Source organism: Salinilacustrithrix flava, assembly GCF_041228405.1.
GTDB classification, from domain to species: Bacteria; Actinomycetota; Acidimicrobiia; order Acidimicrobiales; family Salinilacustritrichaceae; genus Salinilacustrithrix; species Salinilacustrithrix flava.
Map to the genome: position 1 here is coordinate 425062 of NZ_CP133888.1, position 18325 is coordinate 443386.

The following is an 18325-nucleotide window of genomic DNA, read 5'->3' on the forward strand; positions in this document are numbered from 1 at the left end:
GACGATCCTGCCCCATCCCGGTCCGCACGTCTGGCGGGATCCGGACATGGGAGTGCCGGCCGCCGGCCGGGCGGCGCCTGGCTACGGTGCGGCCGTGACCGATCCCGTGCAGCTGACCATCGAGGACGGCGTGGCCGTCGTCCGCCTCGACGACGGCAAGGCCAACGCCGTCTCCCACGCCCTCATCGACCAGGTGCACGCCGCGCTCGACGCTGCCCAGGCCGACGCCACCGCCGTCGCGTTCATCGGGCGGGAGGGGAAGTTCTCCGCCGGGTTCGACCTGTCGGTCATGACCCAGGGCGCCGACGCGACGCGGGGCCTCGTGAAGGCCGGCGGCGAGCTGTTGATGCGGGTCTACACCCACCCCCAGCCCACGGTGGCGGCGGTCACCGGCCACGCCCTCGCGGCCGGCGCGCTGCTGTGCCTGGCCAGCGACACCCGCATCGGGTCGGCGGACCTGCCGGCCAAGATCGGCCTGAACGAGACCGCCATCGGCATGGGCCTGCCCTGGTACGGCATCCGCCTCGGCGAGGCCCGTCTCTCGGTGCGCCACCGCCAGCGGTCCGTGCTCCAGGCGGAGATCTACGACATGGCCGGCGCCCTCGACGCCGGGTACCTCGACGAGCTCGTCGCGGCCGAGGCGGTCGTCGACACCGCGATCGAGCGGGCCCGCCAGCTGGGGCAGCTCCCCGGCCACGCCTACGGCTTCACGAAGCGCCGGCTGCGCCAGGCGCTGGCCGACGAGGTCCTGCTCGGCCTCGATGCCGACATGGAGACGATGGTCCCGCCGGGCAGCTGAGCCACACAGGCGGCTCAGCGGTCGTCGCGGCGCAGCACGTACAGCGCCGTGGTGCCGATGCCCTTCAGGTCGCGGGGCCGGACGGACCGGAGCCGCAGGTCCTCGACCGGGCCGAGGCGATCGACGAAGCGCTGGTCGACCAGCACCGAGCCCGGTCGGGCGTAGGACACGAGGCGGCTGGCCAGGTTCACCGGCGGCCCGAACAGGTCACCGAGGCGCGACAGCACCGGGCCGTGGGTGAGGCCGATTCGCAGGTCCGGCTGGTCGCCGCCGAAGGAGTCCACCAGCTCGAGCGCGAGGCGTGCGGCGGGCTCCGGTTCGTCGAACACGAACAGCACGGCGTCGCCGATGAGCTTGATGACCCGCCCGCCGCGCTCGGTGATCATGTCCGCGGTGGTCGCCTCGAACGTCTCCAGCAGCTCGGCCAGGTCGGCCTCCGCGAGCTTCCCCGACAGCCGGGTGAACGAGACGACGTCGGCGAAGCCGACGGTGACGTCGGGCTGCTCCAGGTCGTGGCCGGCGATGCGGCGGATGGCGCCGGCGTAGAGGTGCCGGCGCAGCAGGTACGACAGCTCCTGCTCGATCAGCGGGTTCACGAGCTGGGCGGCCAGCACCATCAAGTCGTCGTTCTCGCCGGGCGGCAGGCCGTCCATCTCGTCGATGGCGTGGTCGACGATGGAGTGGAGCGCGTCGGCGACCCGGCTCATGGTCTGCCCGAGCAGACGGGCGAAGCGGATCGCGGTGTCGGCGGAGATCCCCGACGCCTGCAGGAAGTCGTTGATGGCGGCGAGCGCGACGACGTCGGCCTCGGTGAGCGCCACCGCCTCGTCGGGCACGTTGGCGAAGCCCATGGCTCGCCACAGGGCGCGGGCCAGCTCTTCGTCGGCGCCGGTGCGCTGCCACGCGTCGGGGGGTCGGAGCCGGGGCGGCTCCCCGAGCAGCACCACGGCCTGGGCCAGGCGTCGAACCTGCTCGGGGCCTTCGGCTTCGGCCGCGTCGACGAGGTCGGGATCCACGCCGAGGGCGTCGCGCAGGTGCGCCGCCAGGTCGAAGGGCGGGGGCCCGTTGTCCGTCACGTCGGCCTCACTGCGCCACGGTGCAGGCGATGACCACGCCGAACTCGACCTGGCACTCCGCGATCGTGGCCGGGTCGAGGGCGAGGCTGAAGGACCGGTCGCCGAGCTCGAGCAGCGTCGGCGTCCCGGCGGCGCCATCGGCCTCGATCGGCCCCCACGGCTCGAACACGGCGATGGCGTTCGCCGACGCCACGTTGCGCGCCCCGATGGGGTCGCCGGCCACGAGCGCGTCGAAGAACGCCTGCGCCGCGCCGGCGGTGTCGCCGCCGCCCTGGGCCGCGCCGATCCACTCGGCCTGGCACCGGTCGCGGGCGATCACCTGCAGGTCGCTGTCCGCGGCCAGCACCCGGCCGGTGCGGTCGTCCTCGCTGATGATGGCGGCCAGCTCCTCGACCTCGGGGTCTCCGGCTGCCTCCACGACCGTGTCGAGGCGCTCGGGGCTCGGCTCCGCCAGGTACTCGAGGTAGGCGTCGCAGAACCGGGGACCCCGCTCGGAGCGCTCCTCGGTCTCCTCGTCGGTCCCGTCCGGGGCCGCCTCGTCGCCGCCGTCGTCGTCGCTGCACCCGGCCGCCACCAGCGAGACCGCCAGCAGGAGCGCCAGGGCGAGTCGACGGCGGGAGCGGTGGCGCAGCACGTCGGCACCCTAGGTGCGGGCTGATCAGACGTCGACGGACGCCAGACCGCGGGACACCGCGTCGTGCAGCGCCGGGCGCAGGCGGGCGGGGGCGATGATCTCGTGCACCGAGCCGACCTCGCGAGCCCGCTCGACGCTGTGGACGCGGTCGAACTCCGCCGCCACCTCGCCGACCATCTCGTTGCGCACGGACGCACGGACGGCGTCGAGCTCGGCTCGCAGGCGGGCCCGCTCGTGCGGCGCGGCTGCGGCCAGGCGCTGCTCCAGCTCGGCGACCCTCGCGTCGGCCTGGGTCCGGGCGTCGACCTCGCGCGTGAACACGACAGCAGCAGCGGGCGCGCCGCCGATGACCGACGCGTGGGAGCCCTCCACAGCCAGCACCTGCATGCGGTCGTTCAGCCGCCCGGAGAAGACGACGAAGGCGCCGCCGTGGTAGCGGGAGATCACGCAGAGGACGATCGGACCGTCGAAGTTCACGATCGCCCGCCCGATCTCGGCGCCGTACTCCAGCTGCAGCCGGCGCAGCGACTCGGGGGAGCCGTCGAAACCCGACAGGTTGGCGAGCACGACGACGGGGCGGTTGCCGCTCGCCGCGTTGATGGCCCGGGCCACCTTCTTCGACGACAGGGGGAACAGCGTCCCGGCCGACCACTGGCTCGGTCCGTCCGCCGGCAGCTGGCCGGTGCGGGGCAGGGGCCGGGACTCGATGCCCACCATGCAGATCGGCAGGCCGCCGAGGTGCGCATCGAGCACGACGGCGCCCTCGGCTTCGGCCATGTCGGCCCAGCGCTCGAGCGGCTCGAGGTCGTGGTCGATCACCGCCCGCATCACCGAGCGGATGTCGAAGGGCTTCTTGCGCCCGGGGTTGGTGGCGTCGGAGAAGATCTCGCCGACCGTGGTGAACGTGGTGCCGGCGCCGGCGTGGGGTTCGGTCGTGACGTCGCGGTCGATGGGGTCGGTGGTGAGCGTGGGTCGGGGTCCGGGCTCACCGGGCGCCACGTAGCTGTGGTCGTAGTGGGCGAAGAGGATGTCGACCGCGCCCACCATGTCGGGCGCCCAGTACTGGGCCTGGCCGTTCGGGCCCATGACCCGCTCGTGGCCGCCGATGCCGATGTTGTCCTCGGCCGACACGCCGCCGCTGAAGTCGATGGCCTGCTTGCCGGTGAGGACCATGGTGGAGTCCGGCGTCATCACGAGGATGCCCTTGGTGTGCATGAGCATCGTGGACTCGGCGTTCCAGTACGGCTGGGCACCGACGTTCACGCCGGCCACCACGACGTTGATCTCCCCGCCGGCCTGGGTGAACTCCACGATCCGGCGGAGCACCGAGGCGACCCAGTCCAGGTTCTCGCTGCCGCTGTCCATGGCGATGCGGGCGCCGGCGGAGAGAGCGAACCACTCGACGGGCAGGCCCCGCTGCTCGGCCAGGTCGATCGCGGCCAGCAGGCGGCGGCACTCGGCCTCGGCGATGGAGCCCATCGAACGGGTCGGATCGCCGAGGACCGCCACCCGGGTCATGCCCTCGGGGTGGACCTCGGTGGCCGCGGTGACGAGTCCGAGGACGACCCCGGCCTCGTTGTGCCCGGCCGGGCGGTCGACGGGCACGAGGCGGTCGCCGTCCAGGTCCAGCTCGGTGAAGTGCCCCTCGCCGTGCTCGGCCTCGGTGGTGAGCATCGGGATGATCTCGTACGGGTACACCGTGCCCCGGCGCCGGCAGGCCAGCACCTTCTGGGTGTAGTCGTCGAGGGGCTGCATCGGCGCCGTCGGCGGCTCGGTGACCTGCATGGTGAGGCCCCGTCCCGCCTGGTACCCGAGGCGGAACACGACATCGGCGGTGTCGCCCAACCCGGGGTCGGTCACCCGGCCCTGCACCAGCACCTGCTCGATGCCGAGCCCGTTGGTGAGGGGCACCAGCCGCTTGGCCACCTCGGTGACCTCCTCGAGGCTGATCTCCACGGTGGGCCAGACGAAGAGCATCACCCGGTTCCACTCGAGGCGGCGACGGCGCCGGTCCGTCGAGAGCGAGCGCCGGATGCCGTCGAGGCAGGAGACCAGGACGTGCTCCAGCTCGGGCAGGGCGATGAGGGCGCCGGTGGCGTCCCGGACCGGGGTGATGTCGCGCACCTCGGCCACCGCGACGAGGCGCTCGTCCCCGGGCTGCTCCACCGACACGCAGTCGAAGACGTGGACGTCCTCCGGGCCGGGGACGCGGGTGACCTCGAAGTTCTCGAGGCGCCAGAGCTGCAGCCGCTGCCCGATCATCGGGTGCAGGCCCCGGAACACCGTGACCTCGCGGAACGATCCGGCGTCGTCCCTGGTCCAGGACAGGTGGTGGACCTCCGCGCCGTCGAGACCGGCGGCCGCGGCGACGACGGCCACACGTGCGACGGTGCGGGGCAGGTCCGCCGCAGCGAGCGCGGCGTCGACCAGCCCCACCAGGTCGTCGGCGGTGCGGGGCTCGGCGAGGCGCACGTAGAGGTCCACGACGTGCGTCGCATCGCCCCCGACCCGGCCGGCGACCGCGGCGAGCCCGGCGGCGAGGTCCCCCACGTCGCAGGCGACGCCGACGACCGCGACGCGACGGCCCCGGTGCTCGTAGCCGGCGGTGACCGCCGGCGCCCTCCCCACGTGGCGCGCCAGGTCCTCGAGGGCGCGGATCTTGTAGAAGCGCCTGGTCAGCACCTCGACGATGGCGGCGCTCAGCGCCGGGCTGCACCCGAGGGCGTCCTCGCCGGCGATCACCGACATGAGCGGCACCGGCGTGGCCACCAGCCGGTCCGCGGCCGCCGGATCCGCGGGGTCGTCGGCCAGGGCACGCAGCGACGCACGCACCTCGTCGTGCACGTCGGCCCGGGCGTGGTCGAGGAGCGGGCGGTCGATGCAGCGGTGGCGGACGCTGCGGGCCAGGTTGCCGATGGCCGGGTACTGGGCCTGCGTCGCCGCGATCAGCCGGTCCAGGGTGTCACGCACCTCGTCCCGCTCCCCGGTGTCGCCGCAGTGGGCGAGGCGGCGCTCGAGCAGCGCCTGCACCACGGGCAGCTGCTCCTGGCGGCGTTGCACGGCGCGGTGGATGCTGTGCACGGCGGCTTCGAGGGCCGTCGTGCGGTCGAGGGCGTGGACGCCGTAGTGGGCGAGGGCGTCGTGCAGCCGGGCGCGGAACCGGTCGGGCAGGCTCTCGTGGTCCGCATCCAGGGTGCGCAGGTAGGCGTGGAAGTGCTCGAGCGGGCTGCGGACCTCGAGGCCGTGGTCGCCCTCGGTGCCGCGCCGGTCGCGGGTGAGACCGCACAGGTCGGCGAAGACCCGGAGCAGCTCGAGCTCGCGGCGGCGCACGGTCGGGTCGTCGGCGTCGGCCTCGTCCCGGTGGGCCTCGATGATCCGGTCGTCGCGATCGGCCACGTCGAACCCGAGCAGCAGCGAACGCAGCACGTCGAGGCGGCCGGTGGTCCGGTCCGCGTCCGGCGACGATCCGGCCGCAGCGAGGCGCAGCCGCGGGCGGGTGCTCTCGTCGTGGCCGCCGTTCCCGTCGCTGGCCCCGATCCGCAGCAGCGGGGCCCCGACGTCGACCTGGACGTTGGGCGAGACGAAGACCTCCTCCACCACGCCGTCGCTCGGCGCGACCACCGCGGTCTCCATCTTCATGGCCTCGACCACCGCCACCCGCTGGCCCGCGACGACCCGCTCCCCGGGCTGGACGTCCACGGAGACGACGAGGGACACCGCCGGCGCACGCAGCAGGCCGCCGTCGTCCCGGGAGAAGCGGTGGATGATGCCCTCCACCTCGACCAGGTGCTCCGTGCGGTGGGCGTGGGACACGACCCGGTACGTCCGGCCGGCGACGACGAGGCGGCTGTGGGCGTCGTCGAGGCGATCGAGCACCACGTCGGCGACGACGCCGTCGAGGGTCACCCGGTACCAGCCGCTCAGGTCGCCGGTGGCGACGTGGAGCCGGTACTCGTCCTGCTCCCAGCGCAGCTCCACGTCGTGGCCGGCCTCGAGATCGGACTCGGGTCGGCCCCGGGCCGCCGAGCTGAGGAAGCGGGCCCGGTCGAGGAGCCGCTCGTGGTCGTGGACGTCGATCGCGGCGACGACGAGCGCGATGTCGGCGAAGCGGTCCGTGCGGTGGCCGTCGGCACCGGTGAGGCGGTCGAGCCACGCCGTGTCCGCCGACCCCTCCACGACCTCGGGCCGGTCGACGAGGTCGAGGAGGAACGACTTGTTGCTGGTGCCGCCCTCGACCAGCACGGTCGTCTGCGACAGGGCCCGGCGGAGGCGGCGCCGCGCCTGCTCGCGGTCGGCGCCCCAGGCGATGACCTTGGCGATCATCGAGTCGTACTCGGCGGCGATCACATCGCCCTCGGCCACGCCCGTGTCCACCCGCACGCCGGGGCCGGTGGGCAGGACGAGGCGCTCGATGCGGCCGGCGGCCGGGGCGAAGCCCCGCTGGGGGTCCTCGGCGTTCAGGCGCGCTTCGAAGGCGTGACCGTTCGGTTCCGGTGGCTCACCGACGAGGGGGCGGCCGAGGGCGACCTCGATCTGCAGGCGCACCAGGTCCAGCCCGGTGGTGAGCTCGGTGACGGGGTGCTCGACCTGCAGGCGCGTGTTGACCTCGAGGAAGGCGAGCAGGTCCTCCTCGGGTTGGTAGAGGAACTCGACCGTGCCGGCGTTGACGTAGCCGGAGGCCTTGGCCAGGCGCACCGCCGCGTCCCGCAGGCTCGCCTCGTGCCCGGGCCCGAGGGCGGTCGAAGCCGACTCCTCGATCACCTTCTGGTTGCGGCGCTGGATGCTGCAGTCCCGCACCCCCGGGGCCCAGACGTTGCCGTGCTGGTCGGCGATGATCTGGACCTCGACGTGGCGGGCATCGCTGACCACCCGCTCGAGGAACACCGTCGGGTCGCCGAAGGACTTGGCGCCCTCGTCCCGGGCCCGAGCGAAGGCCGTGGCCAGATCGACGGGGTCGTCGACGCGCCGGATGCCGCGACCGCCACCACCGGCGGCCGCCTTCACCATCAGCGGGTAGCCGATGCGCTCGCCGGCCGCGACGGCCTCGTCCACGTCCGCGACCGGTCCGCCGCTCCACGGGGCCAGCGGGACGCCGGCCTCCTCGGCGAGGCGCTTGGCCTCGATCTTGTCGCCGAGCAGGCGCATGCACTCGGCGCTCGGGCCGATGAAGGCGACGCCGAGCGCCGCGCAGCGCTCGGCGAACTCGGGGCGCTCGGCCACGAAGCCCCACCCGACCCAGGCCGCCTCGGCACGCGCCGCGGTGAGCGCTGCGGCCAGGACATCGAGGTCCAGGTAGGGCGTGCCGGCGATCGGGACGCCGAGGTCCTCGAAGCAGACGGCCTCGTCGGCCTCGCGGACGAACATGGCCCGCCGTTCGGCCCGCGTGTGCAGGGCGATGGTGGTGAAGGAGCCGTCGAGCTCGCGGACCGCGTGCACGAGGCGCATCGCGGCCTCACCCCGGTTGACGATCGCGATGCGCCGGAAGTCGACCACGGACGTCAGACCAGCGCGCTGCTGCCCGGTTACACCCCGGGTGCTGGAGCCGTGCGCGCTGGTCGTTGGAACGGAAGGCGCCACGTGCCCGGCAGGGTTGCGATGACCACCAGCACGATCATCAGACCGTTGAAGCCGCCCAAGCGGAGGTAGTGGCCGGTCTGGTTCGACATGACGATGACGATCCCGACGTGGAGCGCCACCGAGAGCGGAATGGCCCATCGGGTGCGAACGGCGACGAGGAACGCGAGGCCGACCTGGGCGACGACGGCCGCATAGGCCATCGCCCGTACCGGCGCACCATCCCAGAAGAACCGATCGGCGATGTGTCCACCAGTGAGGAACGAGCCCCCGAGCACCTTGTGGGCGGAGGCGAACACGTAGACGGTGACCGCGAGGACCTGGGCCACCCGGGGGATGTCATCGGGGTCGAGCAGCGCCGCCATCAACCCGACCCACATGATGAGCAGCGTGTGGTTCGAGGCTTCGAAGAACACGTTCGAGGTCGCACCCATGGCGGCCACCGCAAGGCAACCGGGACGAGCACTGACCGACGCGACCCCAGCAGCGGCGAGCCATCCCCACCCGTACTGCGCCGGGCTGTCCCGCACGACGATGTCAGCCGCCTTGCCCAGCGCAACCAGCACCAGGCTCCAGCGGATCAGCTGAACATCTGCCAGCCCCAGCCGTAGTAGACCCGCTCGTCGGCCACGAGGCGCCAGGCGAACAGCGCGGTCGGGATCCCCACGATCAGCACCATCAACACGTACTTCCGCCACATCGAGTCCTCCTCACCCACCCGGTCCTCCCCATGATGGTGCATGAGCCCGCGAGCGCTCGCGCTCAGCGGGCCGGATCGCCCCGCTGGGTCACGTGCCGGCAGCCCGGGTCGGCGTCGATGGCGGCGTCCATGCCGGCGGCCACGTAGGCCGACCGCGGTGGCTCCAGCTCCGAGAACGCCTTCTCCAGGGCGTTCTGCAGCTCGCCGGCTCGGCCCCGCTCGTCGGTCTGGGTGACCGCCCGGACCTCGGCGACGAACCGGTCCCGCTCCCCCTCCAGCTCGGCGATCGCCGCTCGCTGGCCGGCCGCCAACCGCTCGCTCAGGTCCGGTTCACCGGGCATGACCATCGGCTTCTGTGCCACCAGCGCCTCCACGAGGCGGTCGTACCCGTCGGCCAGCGCCGCGGCGCGGGTGAGGTCGTCCTCGGTCCGGCCGAGCGCCGCGAGCGCGTCGTTGGCGACCTGGATGAGCTCGTTCTCCCGCTGGAGCAGGTCGGCGCACACCGCCACCTCCTCCGCGGCGACCGGCTCCTCCTCGTCCGCGCCGCAACCGGCGAGGACCGACGCCAGGACGAGGGTCCCGGCCACGGCTGCCCCCTTCCCGAGCAGGGCGCGGCTCCGGCACATCCGACGCTCAGCTCGGCCAGTCATCGGGCGGCTCCGTGGCCCGGGGTTCGAGCGGGGGGTCCCAGGCTCCGTCGCGCCACCGGCGCACCACGCGCCCGGGCACGCCGGCCACGACGCTGCGGTCGGGGATGTCGCCCCGCACCACGGAGCCGGCCGCCACGGTGACGTGCTCGCCGATGGTGGTGCCGGGGAGGATCACCACGCCGGCGCCGATCCAGGAGCCGCTGCCGATGGAGACCGGCGCCTCGTGGGGCCACTGGCGGGCAATGGGGACCTCGACGTCGTCGTAGGCGTGGTTGTGGTCGGTGACGTAGAGGTCGGGCGCGATGGTGACGTCGTCGCCGATGGTGATGCCGATCCGCCCGACGAGCGACCCGCCCCGGCCGATGTTGCAGCGGTCCCCGATCCGGATCACCGGCGGCGCACTGCGGTCGAGGTCCTCGTTCCACATGCCCACCGACATCGACACGTGCGGGCCGACGAGGGTGTAGGCGCCGATCTCGATCCAGTGCTCGTTGAACAGCTGGCCGGGCGGGAACGCCAGCATCGACCGCTCCCCCAGCGAGCGGAACCGGCGGCCGTGGGCGTCGTCGGGCGAGGTGGCGCCGACCGCACAGATCCACTCCCAGCTGCGCTGGATGGCCCCGGCGGCGAGGTTGCGCACCCGTGGCGACAGCGAGTCCGGCTGGAACACGGTCGAGACGCTAGCCAGCCACACTGGGCGGGTGGCCCGCCGACTCGTCGACTTCCTCCCCCGCCCCACCGGCGGTGAGCCCGACCCCGACGCCATCATCGAGGCGTTCACCGACTGGGCGATCGAGCGGGGCCTCGAGCTCTACCCCCACCAGGAGGAGGCGATCCTCGAGCTGCTGTCCGGCTCGAACGTCATCCTCGCCACGCCGACCGGGTCGGGGAAGTCGCTCGTCGCCCTGGCCGCGCACGCCAAGTCCGTCGCCGGCGGCGGGCGGTCCTGGTACACGGCCCCGGTCAAGGCCCTGGTGTCGGAGAAGTTCTTCGACCTGTGCGAGCAGCTCGGCCCGGAGAACGTCGGCCTGCTCACCGGCGACTCCTCGGTCAACGCCGACGCGCCGGTGATCTGCTGCACCACCGAGATCCTCGCCCACGTCGCGCTGAAGGACGGCGTGGAGGCCGACGCCGAGACGGTCGTGCTCGACGAGTTCCACTTCTACGGCGACCCGGACCGGGGCTGGGCGTGGCAGGTGCCGCTGCTCGAGCTGCCCCAGTCCTCGTTCCTGCTGCTGTCGGCCACCCTCGGCGACGTGCGGTTCTTCCGCGAGGACCTCACCCGCCGCACCGGCCGTCCCACCGCCCTGGTCGACGACGCGGTGCGCCCGGTGCCGCTGCACTTCGAGTACCGGCGCACCCTGCTGCACCACACGATCGAGGAGCTGCTGGCCAAGGACGCGGCGCCGCTCTACCTCGTCAACTTCTCCCAGAAGGACGCCGTCGCCCAGGCCACCGCGATGGCCAGCGTCACCAAGCTCGACGATGAGGCGAAGGAGATCGTCACCGCCGAGCTCACCAAGGCCAAGCTGCCCGCCGGCTTCGGGCGCGACCTGGCGCGCCTGCTGCGCCAGGGCGTCGGCGTGCACCACGCCGGCATGCTCCCCCGCTACCGGCGCCTGGTCGAGCGCCTCACACAGATGGGCGTGCTCAAGGTCATATCCGGCACGGACACCCTCGGCGTCGGGGTGAACCTGCCGATCCGCACCGTCGTGCTCACCCGCCTCTACAAGTACGACGGCACCGACACGCGGCTGCTCACGGCGCGCGAGTTCCACCAGATCGCCGGGCGGGCGGGCCGGGCCGGGTACGACACGGCGGGCCTGGTCATCGCGCTGGCGCCGGAGCACGTGTCCGAGAACGAGGTCGCCCAGGCCAAGGCCGCCGACGACCCCAAGAAGAAGAAGAAGCTGAAGAAGTCCCAGCCGCCGAAGGGCTTCGTCCACTACGACGAGGAGACCTTCACCAAGCTGCAGGAGGCCAAGCCCGAGCCGCTCGAGTCCTCGTTCCGGATGACCCCGGGGATGCTGATGCAGCTGCTCGACCGCCCGGGCGATGCCTGGGCCCACGGCCGCTCGCTGCTCCTCGACAGCCACGAGCCGCGGTCCCGTCAGCGCCGCCACGTGCGCTCCACCATCGGGCTGTACAAGGCCCTGCGCACCGCCGGCGTCGTCCGCCTCCTCGACGAGCCGGACAAGTACGGCCGCTTCGTCGAGGTCGACCACGAGCTGCAGGACGACTTCGCCCTCAACCAGCTGCTCGCCCCGTTCCTGCTCCACGCCGTGCCGCTGCTCGACCGGGACGACGAGGGCTACCCCTTCGCCGTGCTCGCGCTGGTCGAGGCCGTGGTGGACAACCCGTTCCCGATCCTCATGGCCCAGAAGGACAAGCTCAAGGACGAGGCCATGGCGGAGATGAAGGCCGCCGGCGTCGAGTACGAGCAGCGCATCGAGGAGCTGGACAAGATCCAGTACCCGCAGCCGATGCGGGAGCAGATCTACGACGTGTTCGACATCTGGCGGGTGGCCAACCCGTGGATCGGCGACCGCAACATCGCCCCCAAGGGCGTCGTGCGCGACCTGTGGGACCGGGCCATGGACTTCCCCGCCTTCGTGCGCCACTACGGCATCAAGCGCTCCGAGGGTCTGCTGCTGCGCTACCTGTCCGACGTCTACAAGACGATGCTGCGCACCGTGCCCGACGAGGCCAAGACCCCCGAGGTGATCGAGCTCCAGGACTGGCTCGGCGCGGTCATCCGGGCCACCGACTCCTCGCTGCTCGACGAGTGGACCGCGATGCTCGCCGGCGGGGACGCCGACCCGGCATCGCTCGCCCGCGAGGTGGCCGAGGACCCCGGCGTCCCCGACGTCACGACCGATCGGCACGCCTTCCGGGCGCTGGTCCGGACCCGCATCTTCCGCTGGGTGCAGTACGCCGCCACCGGCCAGTGGACGGCGTGGTCCGAGGACCTCACCGAGGTCGGCGACCGGGGCTGGAACGAGCGCAAGCTGCTCGAGCAGTTCGAGCCATACCTCGAGGCCTACGGCGACGACGCCCCCCAACCCGACCCGGATGCCCCCACCGCCCGCCCCGGCGAGGAGCGCCCGGCCGTCGTCCCCCGACCTCGCATCGCCATCGACGGCGACGCCCGCGGCCCGGCCCGCTTCGTCGTCGCCGACGAGGGCGACACCTGGGAGATCGAGCAGATCCTCGTCGACCCCGAGGGCCACGACGAGTGGTACCTGGCGGTCACGATCGACCTCCCCGCCTCCGCCGAGCAGGCCGACGTCGTCGCCCACCTGGACGGCCTCCGCCGCCGATAGGGAAAATCTCGTCGATCCGTCCCACCAGTGGTGACCCACGCACGACTTTTCGGTAGGGAGAGAGCGTGGCTCGCCTGCTGATCGTCCACCACACGCCGTCGCCGTCGTTGCACACGATGCTCGGAGCGGTGCGCGACGGCGCGGGCGCCGACGGCCTGGAGGACGTCGAGGTGGTCACCGCTGCGGCGCTGTCGTGCACGGCGGCCGACGCCCTCGCCGCCGACGGCTACGTGCTGCTCACGCCGGCCAACCTCGGGACGATGGCCGGGGCGCTGAAGCACTTCTTCGACACGATCTACTACCCGTGCCTGGAGGAGACCCAGGGTCGCCCGTTCGGCGTCGCGGTCCACGGCAACAGCGACGTCGACGGCGCGCTGCGCGACATCGCCAAGATCACCACCGGGCTGGGTTGGACCCAGGCGACCGACCACGTACGGGTGCTCGACGCGCCCGACGCCGAGGCGCGGGATGCGTGCTGGAACCTCGGGGCGACCGTGGCCGCCACGGTGCTCGAGGGCTGACCGCGGCCGCGACACCAGCACTGCCAGTTCGAGGAGGGGTCAGCCGGCGGTGGTGCTGGTGGTGTCGTCGGCCTCGCTGGCCGAGCCGGTGTCGCCTGCCTCGGTCTCGGTCTCGGTCTCGGACTCGACGCCGGAGGCCGAACCGCTCCCGGAGCCGGACCCGGACCCGGACCCGGAGCCGGACCCGGAGCCATCGGTCTCGCCGATCTCACGCACGTCGGCGCCGTCGTCGTCGCCGCAGGCGCTGAGGCCGGCGGCACCGCCGAGGGCGAGGGCGAGGGCCAGGGCGAGCGAGGACGTGCGGCGGAGGGCGGAGCGCATGGCCACACGTTAAGGATTCCTAACGGCGTGAGGCAAGCACCGCCCCAGGGGGACCGGTTTCGGTCGGACCCGGCCGGCTCGCTAGCGTGGTCCCGCTGCTCTCTGGGCCAACGGCGTCCCATGTTGCAGAGCCTGAACCCCAGTTCGACTCTCCACGGGACTCCACATGACGCACACCCCTGCCCCGCAGGGTCTCTACGACCCCGCCTTCGAGCACGACGCCTGCGGTGTCGCCTTCGTCGTCGACATGCACGGCCGCAAGTCGCACGCCATGGTCCAGCGAGGCCTGGACTCGCTGTGCAACCTCGACCACCGCGGCGCCACCGGCGCCGAGGACAACGTGGGCGACGGCGCCGGCATCCTCACCCAGATCCCCGACGCCTTCTTCCGGGAGGTCTGCGACTTCGAGCTCCCCGACGCGGGCAGCTACGCCGTCGGCATCGGGTTCCTGCCCAAGGACGCCGCTGCGGCGGACAAGGCCGCTGACGCGATCGACAAGATCGTGCACAGCGAGGGCCTGCGCCTCCTCGGCTGGCGGGAGGTGCCGATCGACGACTCCATGATCGGCCGCTTCGCCCAGGACGCCCAGCCGACCTTCCGCCAGCTGTTCGTGGCCGGCAGCGAGGCCGAGCCGCTCGACGGCATGGACCTCGAGCGGCGCGCCTTCGTGCTGCGCAAGCGGGTCGAGCACGAGGTCGAGGACGTCTACTTCCCGAGCCTCTCGGCCCGGACCATCGTCTACAAGGGCATGCTCACCACGCCGCAGCTGTCGGAGTTCTTCCCCGACCTGCGCGACGAGCGCTTCAGCTCCGCCCTGGCGCTGGTGCACTCCCGGTTCTCGACCAACACGTTCCCGTCGTGGCCGCTGGCGCACCCGTACCGGGTCGTCGCCCACAACGGCGAGATCAACACGGTGCAGGGCAACGAGAACTGGATGCGGGCGCGCGAGGGTGCGTTCGCCTCCGATTCCTTCGGCGAGCACCTCGACAAGGCCCTGCCGATCATGACGGCCGGCGCGTCGGACACGGCCCGCTTCGACGAGTGCCTGGAGCTGCTCCACCTGGCCGGCCGGTCGCTGCCCCACGCGGTGCTGATGATGGTGCCCGAGGCGTGGGAGAACCACGAGACCATGCCCGACTGGAAGCGGGCCTTCTACCAGTACCACGCCTCCCTCATGGAGCCCTGGGACGGCCCCGCGTCCATCGCCTTCACCGACGGCACCGTGATCGGCGCGGTGCTCGACCGCAACGGCCTGCGCCCCTCCCGCTACTGGGTCACCGAGGACGGCCTCGTCGTCATGGCCTCCGAGGTCGGCGTGCTCGACATCGACCAGGCCACCGTCGTGCGCAAGGGCCGGCTGCAGCCGGGCCGCATGTTCCTGGTCGACACCGCCGAGGGCCGCATCGTCGAGGACGAGGAGATCAAGCGGGGCCTGGCCGAGGCCCAGCCCTACGAGGACTGGATCCACGACGGCCTCATCCGCCTCGAGGACCTCCCGCCCCGGTTCCTGCTCACCCCGCAGCACTCCTCCGTCGTCAAGCACCAGCGGGTGTTCGGCTACACGAGCGAGGAGCTCAAGATCCTCCTCGCGCCGATGGCGGCCAAGGGTGCCGAGCCCATCGGTTCCATGGGCACCGACACGCCCGTCGCGGTGCTCAGCGAGCGCAGCCGGCTGCTGTTCGACTACTTCACCCAGCAGTTCGCCCAGGTGACGAACCCGCCGCTCGACGCCATCCGCGAGGAGCAGGTGACGTCGATGCAGACCACGCTCGGCCCCGAGGAGAACCTGCTCGAGCCGACGCCGGCGTCGTGCCGCCAGATCGTGCTCCCGAGCCCGATCATCTCCAACGAGGAGCTGGCCAAGCTCCTCTACATCAACGACGACGGCGACATGGGCGGGTTCAAGCCCTTCGCCATCGACGGCCTCTACCCCGTCGCCGAAGGCGGCGAGGGCATGCGCCGCGCGATCCACGACGTGTTCCACAAGGTGTCCGACGCCATCGCCGGCGGCGCCAAGGTGATCATCCTCTCGGACCGCCACTCGAGCAGCGAGCTGGCCCCGATCCCGTCGCTGCTGCTCGCCTCGGCCGTGCACCACCACCTGATCCGGGAGAAGACCCGCACCCAGGTCGGCCTCGTCGTCGAGTGCGGCGACGCCCGCGAGGTGCATCACATGGCGCTCCTCATCGGGTACGGCGTCACCGCCATCAACCCGTACCTGGCGTTCGAGACCATCGACGACCTCATCGACGAGGGCGTCATCGCCGACATCAGCAAGCCCCAGGCCCACCGGAACTTCATCAAGGCCTGCACCAAGGGCGTCCTCAAGATCATGTCCAAGATGGGCATCTCCACTGTGGCGTCCTACACCGGCGCCCAGGTGTTCGAGGCCGTGGGCCTGGCCCAGGACCTGGTGGACGAGTTCTTCACCGGCACCACCAGCAAGCTCGGCGGCATCGGCCTCGACGTGATCGCCGAGGAGGTGGCCCGCCGCCACCGCTTCGCCTACCTCCCCCGCCCGTCCGAGGCCGCCCACCGCGACCTGTGGGTCGGCGGCGAGTACCAGTGGCGCCGCGAGGGCGAGTACCACCTCTTCAACCCGGAGACCGTCTACAAGCTGCAGCACTCGACCCGCACCGGTCGCTACGAGGTCTTCAAGGAGTACACCAACCTCGTCGACGACCAGGCCAAGAACCTGGCGACGCTGCGCGGGCTGTTCGAGCTGAAGACCGAGGGCCGCACGCCGATCCCCCTCGAGGAGGTCGAGCCCGTCTCGGAGATCGTGAAGCGCTTCTCCACCGGCGCCATGTCGTACGGCTCCATCTCCGAGGAGGCCCACACGACGCTGGCCATCGCCATGAACCGCCTCGGCGCCAAGTCGAACACCGGCGAGGGCGGCGAGGACCCCGAGCGCTTCGAGGTCATGGCCGACGGCGACTCCAAGCGCTCCGCCATCAAGCAGGTGGCCTCGGGCCGCTTCGGCGTGACGTCGAACTACCTGACCAACAGCGACGACATCCAGATCAAGATGGCCCAGGGCGCCAAGCCCGGCGAGGGCGGCCAGCTGCCCGGCCAGAAGGTGTGGCCCTGGATCGCCAAGACCCGCTACTCGACGCCCGGCGTGGGTCTGATCTCCCCGCCGCCGCACCACGACATCTACTCCATCGAGGATCTCAAGCAGCTGATCCACGACCTGAAGAACGCCAACCCCCAGGCCCGCGTCCATGTGAAGCTGGTCTCCGAGGTCGGCGTCGGCACGGTCGCCGCCGGCGTCTCGAAGGCCAAGGCCGACGTGGTGCTCATCTCCGGCCACGACGGCGGCACGGGCGCCTCGCCGCTCAACTCGCTCAAGCACGCCGGCACCCCCTGGGAGCTCGGCCTGGCCGAGACACAGCAGACGCTGCTCGTCAACGGCCTGCGCGACCGCATCGTCGTGCAGTGCGACGGCCAGCTCAAGACCGGCCGCGACGTCGTGATCGCCGCCTTGCTCGGGGCCGAGGAGTTCGGCTTCGCCACGGCACCGCTCGTGGTATCGGGCTGCATCATGATGCGGGTCTGCCACCTCGACACGTGCCCGGTGGGCGTCGCCACGCAGAACCCCGAGCTGCGCAAGCGCTTCAACGGCAAGGCCGAGTTCGTCGTGAACTTCATGGAGTTCATCGCCGAGGAGGTGCGCGAGTACCTGGCGCAGCTCGGCTTCCGCACCCTGGAGGAGGCCATCGGCCAGGTCGATGCGCTCGACACCACCAAGGCCGTGCAGCACTGGAAGGCCGACGGCCTCGACCTGTCCCCCATCCTCCACAAGCCGGAGTCGCCGTGGGAGCAGGACCTGCACTGCTCCAAGGCCCAGGACCACGGCCTCGACGCCGCCCTGGACAACGAGCTGATCGAACGCTCCCGCGCCGCCATCGAGGACGGCGAGCCGGTGGAGATCGAGCTGCCGATCCGGAACCTCAACCGCACCGTCGGCACCATGCTCGGCAACCAGATCTCGATCCGCCACGGCGAGGCGGGCCTGCCCGACGACACCATCCAGATCCGCTTCACCGGGTCCGCCGGCCAGAGCCTCGGGGCCTTCCTGCCCAAGGGCGTCACGATCCGCCTCAACGGCGACACCAACGACTACCTCGGCAAGGGCCTGTCCGGTGGCCGCCTCGTGGTGCGCCCACCGGAGCAGAGCCACCCCAAGCTGGTCGCCGAGGACAACGTGATCGCGGGCAACGTGATCCTCTACGGGGCCACCGCCGGCGAGGTGTACATCCGCGGCGTCGTGGGCGAGCGCTTCTGCGTGCGCAACTCGGGCGCCACCGCGGTGGTCGAGGGCGTGGGCGACCACGCCTGCGAGTACATGACCGGTGGCCGGGCTGTCGTGCTCGGCGAGACCGGTCGGAACTTCGGCGCCGGCATGTCGGGCGGCATCGCCTACGTGTGGGACCCCGAGGACCTGTTCCACCGCAACCTCAACAACGAGATGGTCGACCTCGACCCGCTCGACGAGACCGACGCGGCCTGGCTCCGCGACACGATCCGCACGCACCTGACCGAGACGAACTCGGCCGTCGCCCAGCGGATCCTCGACCGGTGGCACACCAACGTGCGCCACTTCAAGAAGGTCATGCCCGAGGACTTCAAGCGGGTCCTCGAGGCGGCGGAGAAGGCCCGCATCGAAGGCGTGGACGTGGACGAAGCGATCATGGCGTCCGCGGCGCTCGAGAAGGAGTAGACGA

General features: G+C 72.0%; 12 protein-coding genes. 4 read left to right on the plus strand and 8 right to left on the minus strand.

Translation table 11 applies throughout. The annotated features are described in order from the left end of the window. Positions 1–94: 94 nt before the first annotated feature. Positions 95–799 carry a crotonase/enoyl-CoA hydratase family protein gene (locus tag RGQ06_RS02095; protein WP_432429639.1) on the plus strand — a complete coding sequence of 235 codons (705 nt, stop codon included), beginning with the start codon at positions 95–97 and terminating at the stop codon, positions 797–799. A gap of 14 nt (positions 800–813) precedes the next feature. Here the strand turns inward: RGQ06_RS02095 and RGQ06_RS02100 are convergent, their stop codons facing one another. Genes RGQ06_RS02100 through RGQ06_RS02130 form a run of 7 tightly spaced genes read right to left on the minus strand, consistent with a single transcriptional unit; the run spans position 814 to position 10103 of the window. Then, a complete protein-coding gene (locus tag RGQ06_RS02100; RefSeq protein ID WP_432429640.1) occupies positions 814–1875 on the minus strand; it encodes an adenylate/guanylate cyclase domain-containing protein in 1062 nt (353 codons plus the stop codon). 7 nt (positions 1876–1882) lie between these two features. Further along, positions 1883–2509 carry a hypothetical protein gene (locus tag RGQ06_RS02105; RefSeq protein ID WP_432429641.1) on the minus strand — a complete coding sequence of 209 codons (627 nt, stop codon included), beginning with the start codon at positions 2507–2509 and terminating at the stop codon, positions 1883–1885. A gap of 24 nt (positions 2510–2533) precedes the next feature. Beyond that, complete coding sequence (locus RGQ06_RS02110) at positions 2534–8002, minus strand: carboxyl transferase domain-containing protein (protein ID WP_432429642.1); 5469 nt, start codon at positions 8000–8002, stop codon at positions 2534–2536. Between the two features lie 29 nt (positions 8003–8031). Next, a complete protein-coding gene (locus RGQ06_RS02115) occupies positions 8032–8649 on the minus strand; it encodes a hypothetical protein (RefSeq protein WP_432429643.1) in 618 nt (205 codons plus the stop codon). Positions 8650–8663: 14 nt separating this feature from the next. Continuing rightward, on the minus strand, positions 8664–8801 hold the full coding sequence (locus RGQ06_RS02120; RefSeq protein WP_432429644.1) for a hypothetical protein: 138 nt from the start codon (positions 8799–8801) through the stop codon (positions 8664–8666). Positions 8802–8845: 44 nt separating this feature from the next. Next, positions 8846–9370, minus strand: a complete 525-nt coding sequence (locus RGQ06_RS02125) for a hypothetical protein (RefSeq protein ID WP_432429645.1) — start codon at positions 9368–9370, stop codon at positions 8846–8848. 46 nt (positions 9371–9416) lie between these two features. After that, positions 9417–10103, minus strand: coding sequence for an acyltransferase (locus tag RGQ06_RS02130; protein WP_432429646.1), 687 nt, complete (start codon positions 10101–10103; stop codon positions 9417–9419). 31 nt (positions 10104–10134) lie between these two features. Between RGQ06_RS02130 and RGQ06_RS02135 the strand changes: the two genes are divergently transcribed. Beyond that, positions 10135–12756, plus strand: a complete 2622-nt coding sequence (locus RGQ06_RS02135; protein WP_432429647.1) for a DEAD/DEAH box helicase — start codon at positions 10135–10137, stop codon at positions 12754–12756. Positions 12757–12821: 65 nt separating this feature from the next. Then, a complete protein-coding gene (locus RGQ06_RS02140) occupies positions 12822–13277 on the plus strand; it encodes a flavodoxin family protein (RefSeq protein ID WP_432429648.1) in 456 nt (151 codons plus the stop codon). Positions 13278–13316: 39 nt separating this feature from the next. Here RGQ06_RS02140 and RGQ06_RS02145 read toward each other — a convergent pair whose 3' ends face one another. Continuing rightward, on the minus strand, positions 13317–13598 hold the full coding sequence (locus RGQ06_RS02145) for a hypothetical protein (RefSeq protein WP_432429649.1): 282 nt from the start codon (positions 13596–13598) through the stop codon (positions 13317–13319). 166 nt (positions 13599–13764) lie between these two features. On the opposite strand from RGQ06_RS02145, the gene gltB reads away from it, so the two are divergent. Next, on the plus strand, positions 13765–18321 hold the full coding sequence (gene gltB / locus RGQ06_RS02150; protein ID WP_432429650.1) for a glutamate synthase large subunit: 4557 nt from the start codon (positions 13765–13767) through the stop codon (positions 18319–18321). Positions 18322–18325: the final 4 nt, after the last annotated feature.

What these genes read in the sequence shown, in the direction of transcription:
- RGQ06_RS02145 (WP_432429649.1), bottom strand. Translation starts at nt 13,598, where the DNA reads ATGCGCTCCGCCCTCCGCCGCACGTCCTCGCTCGCCCTGGCCCTCGCC.
- gltB (WP_432429650.1), top strand. Translation starts at nt 13,765, where the DNA reads ATGACGCACACCCCTGCCCCGCAGGGTCTCTACGACCCCGCCTTCGAG.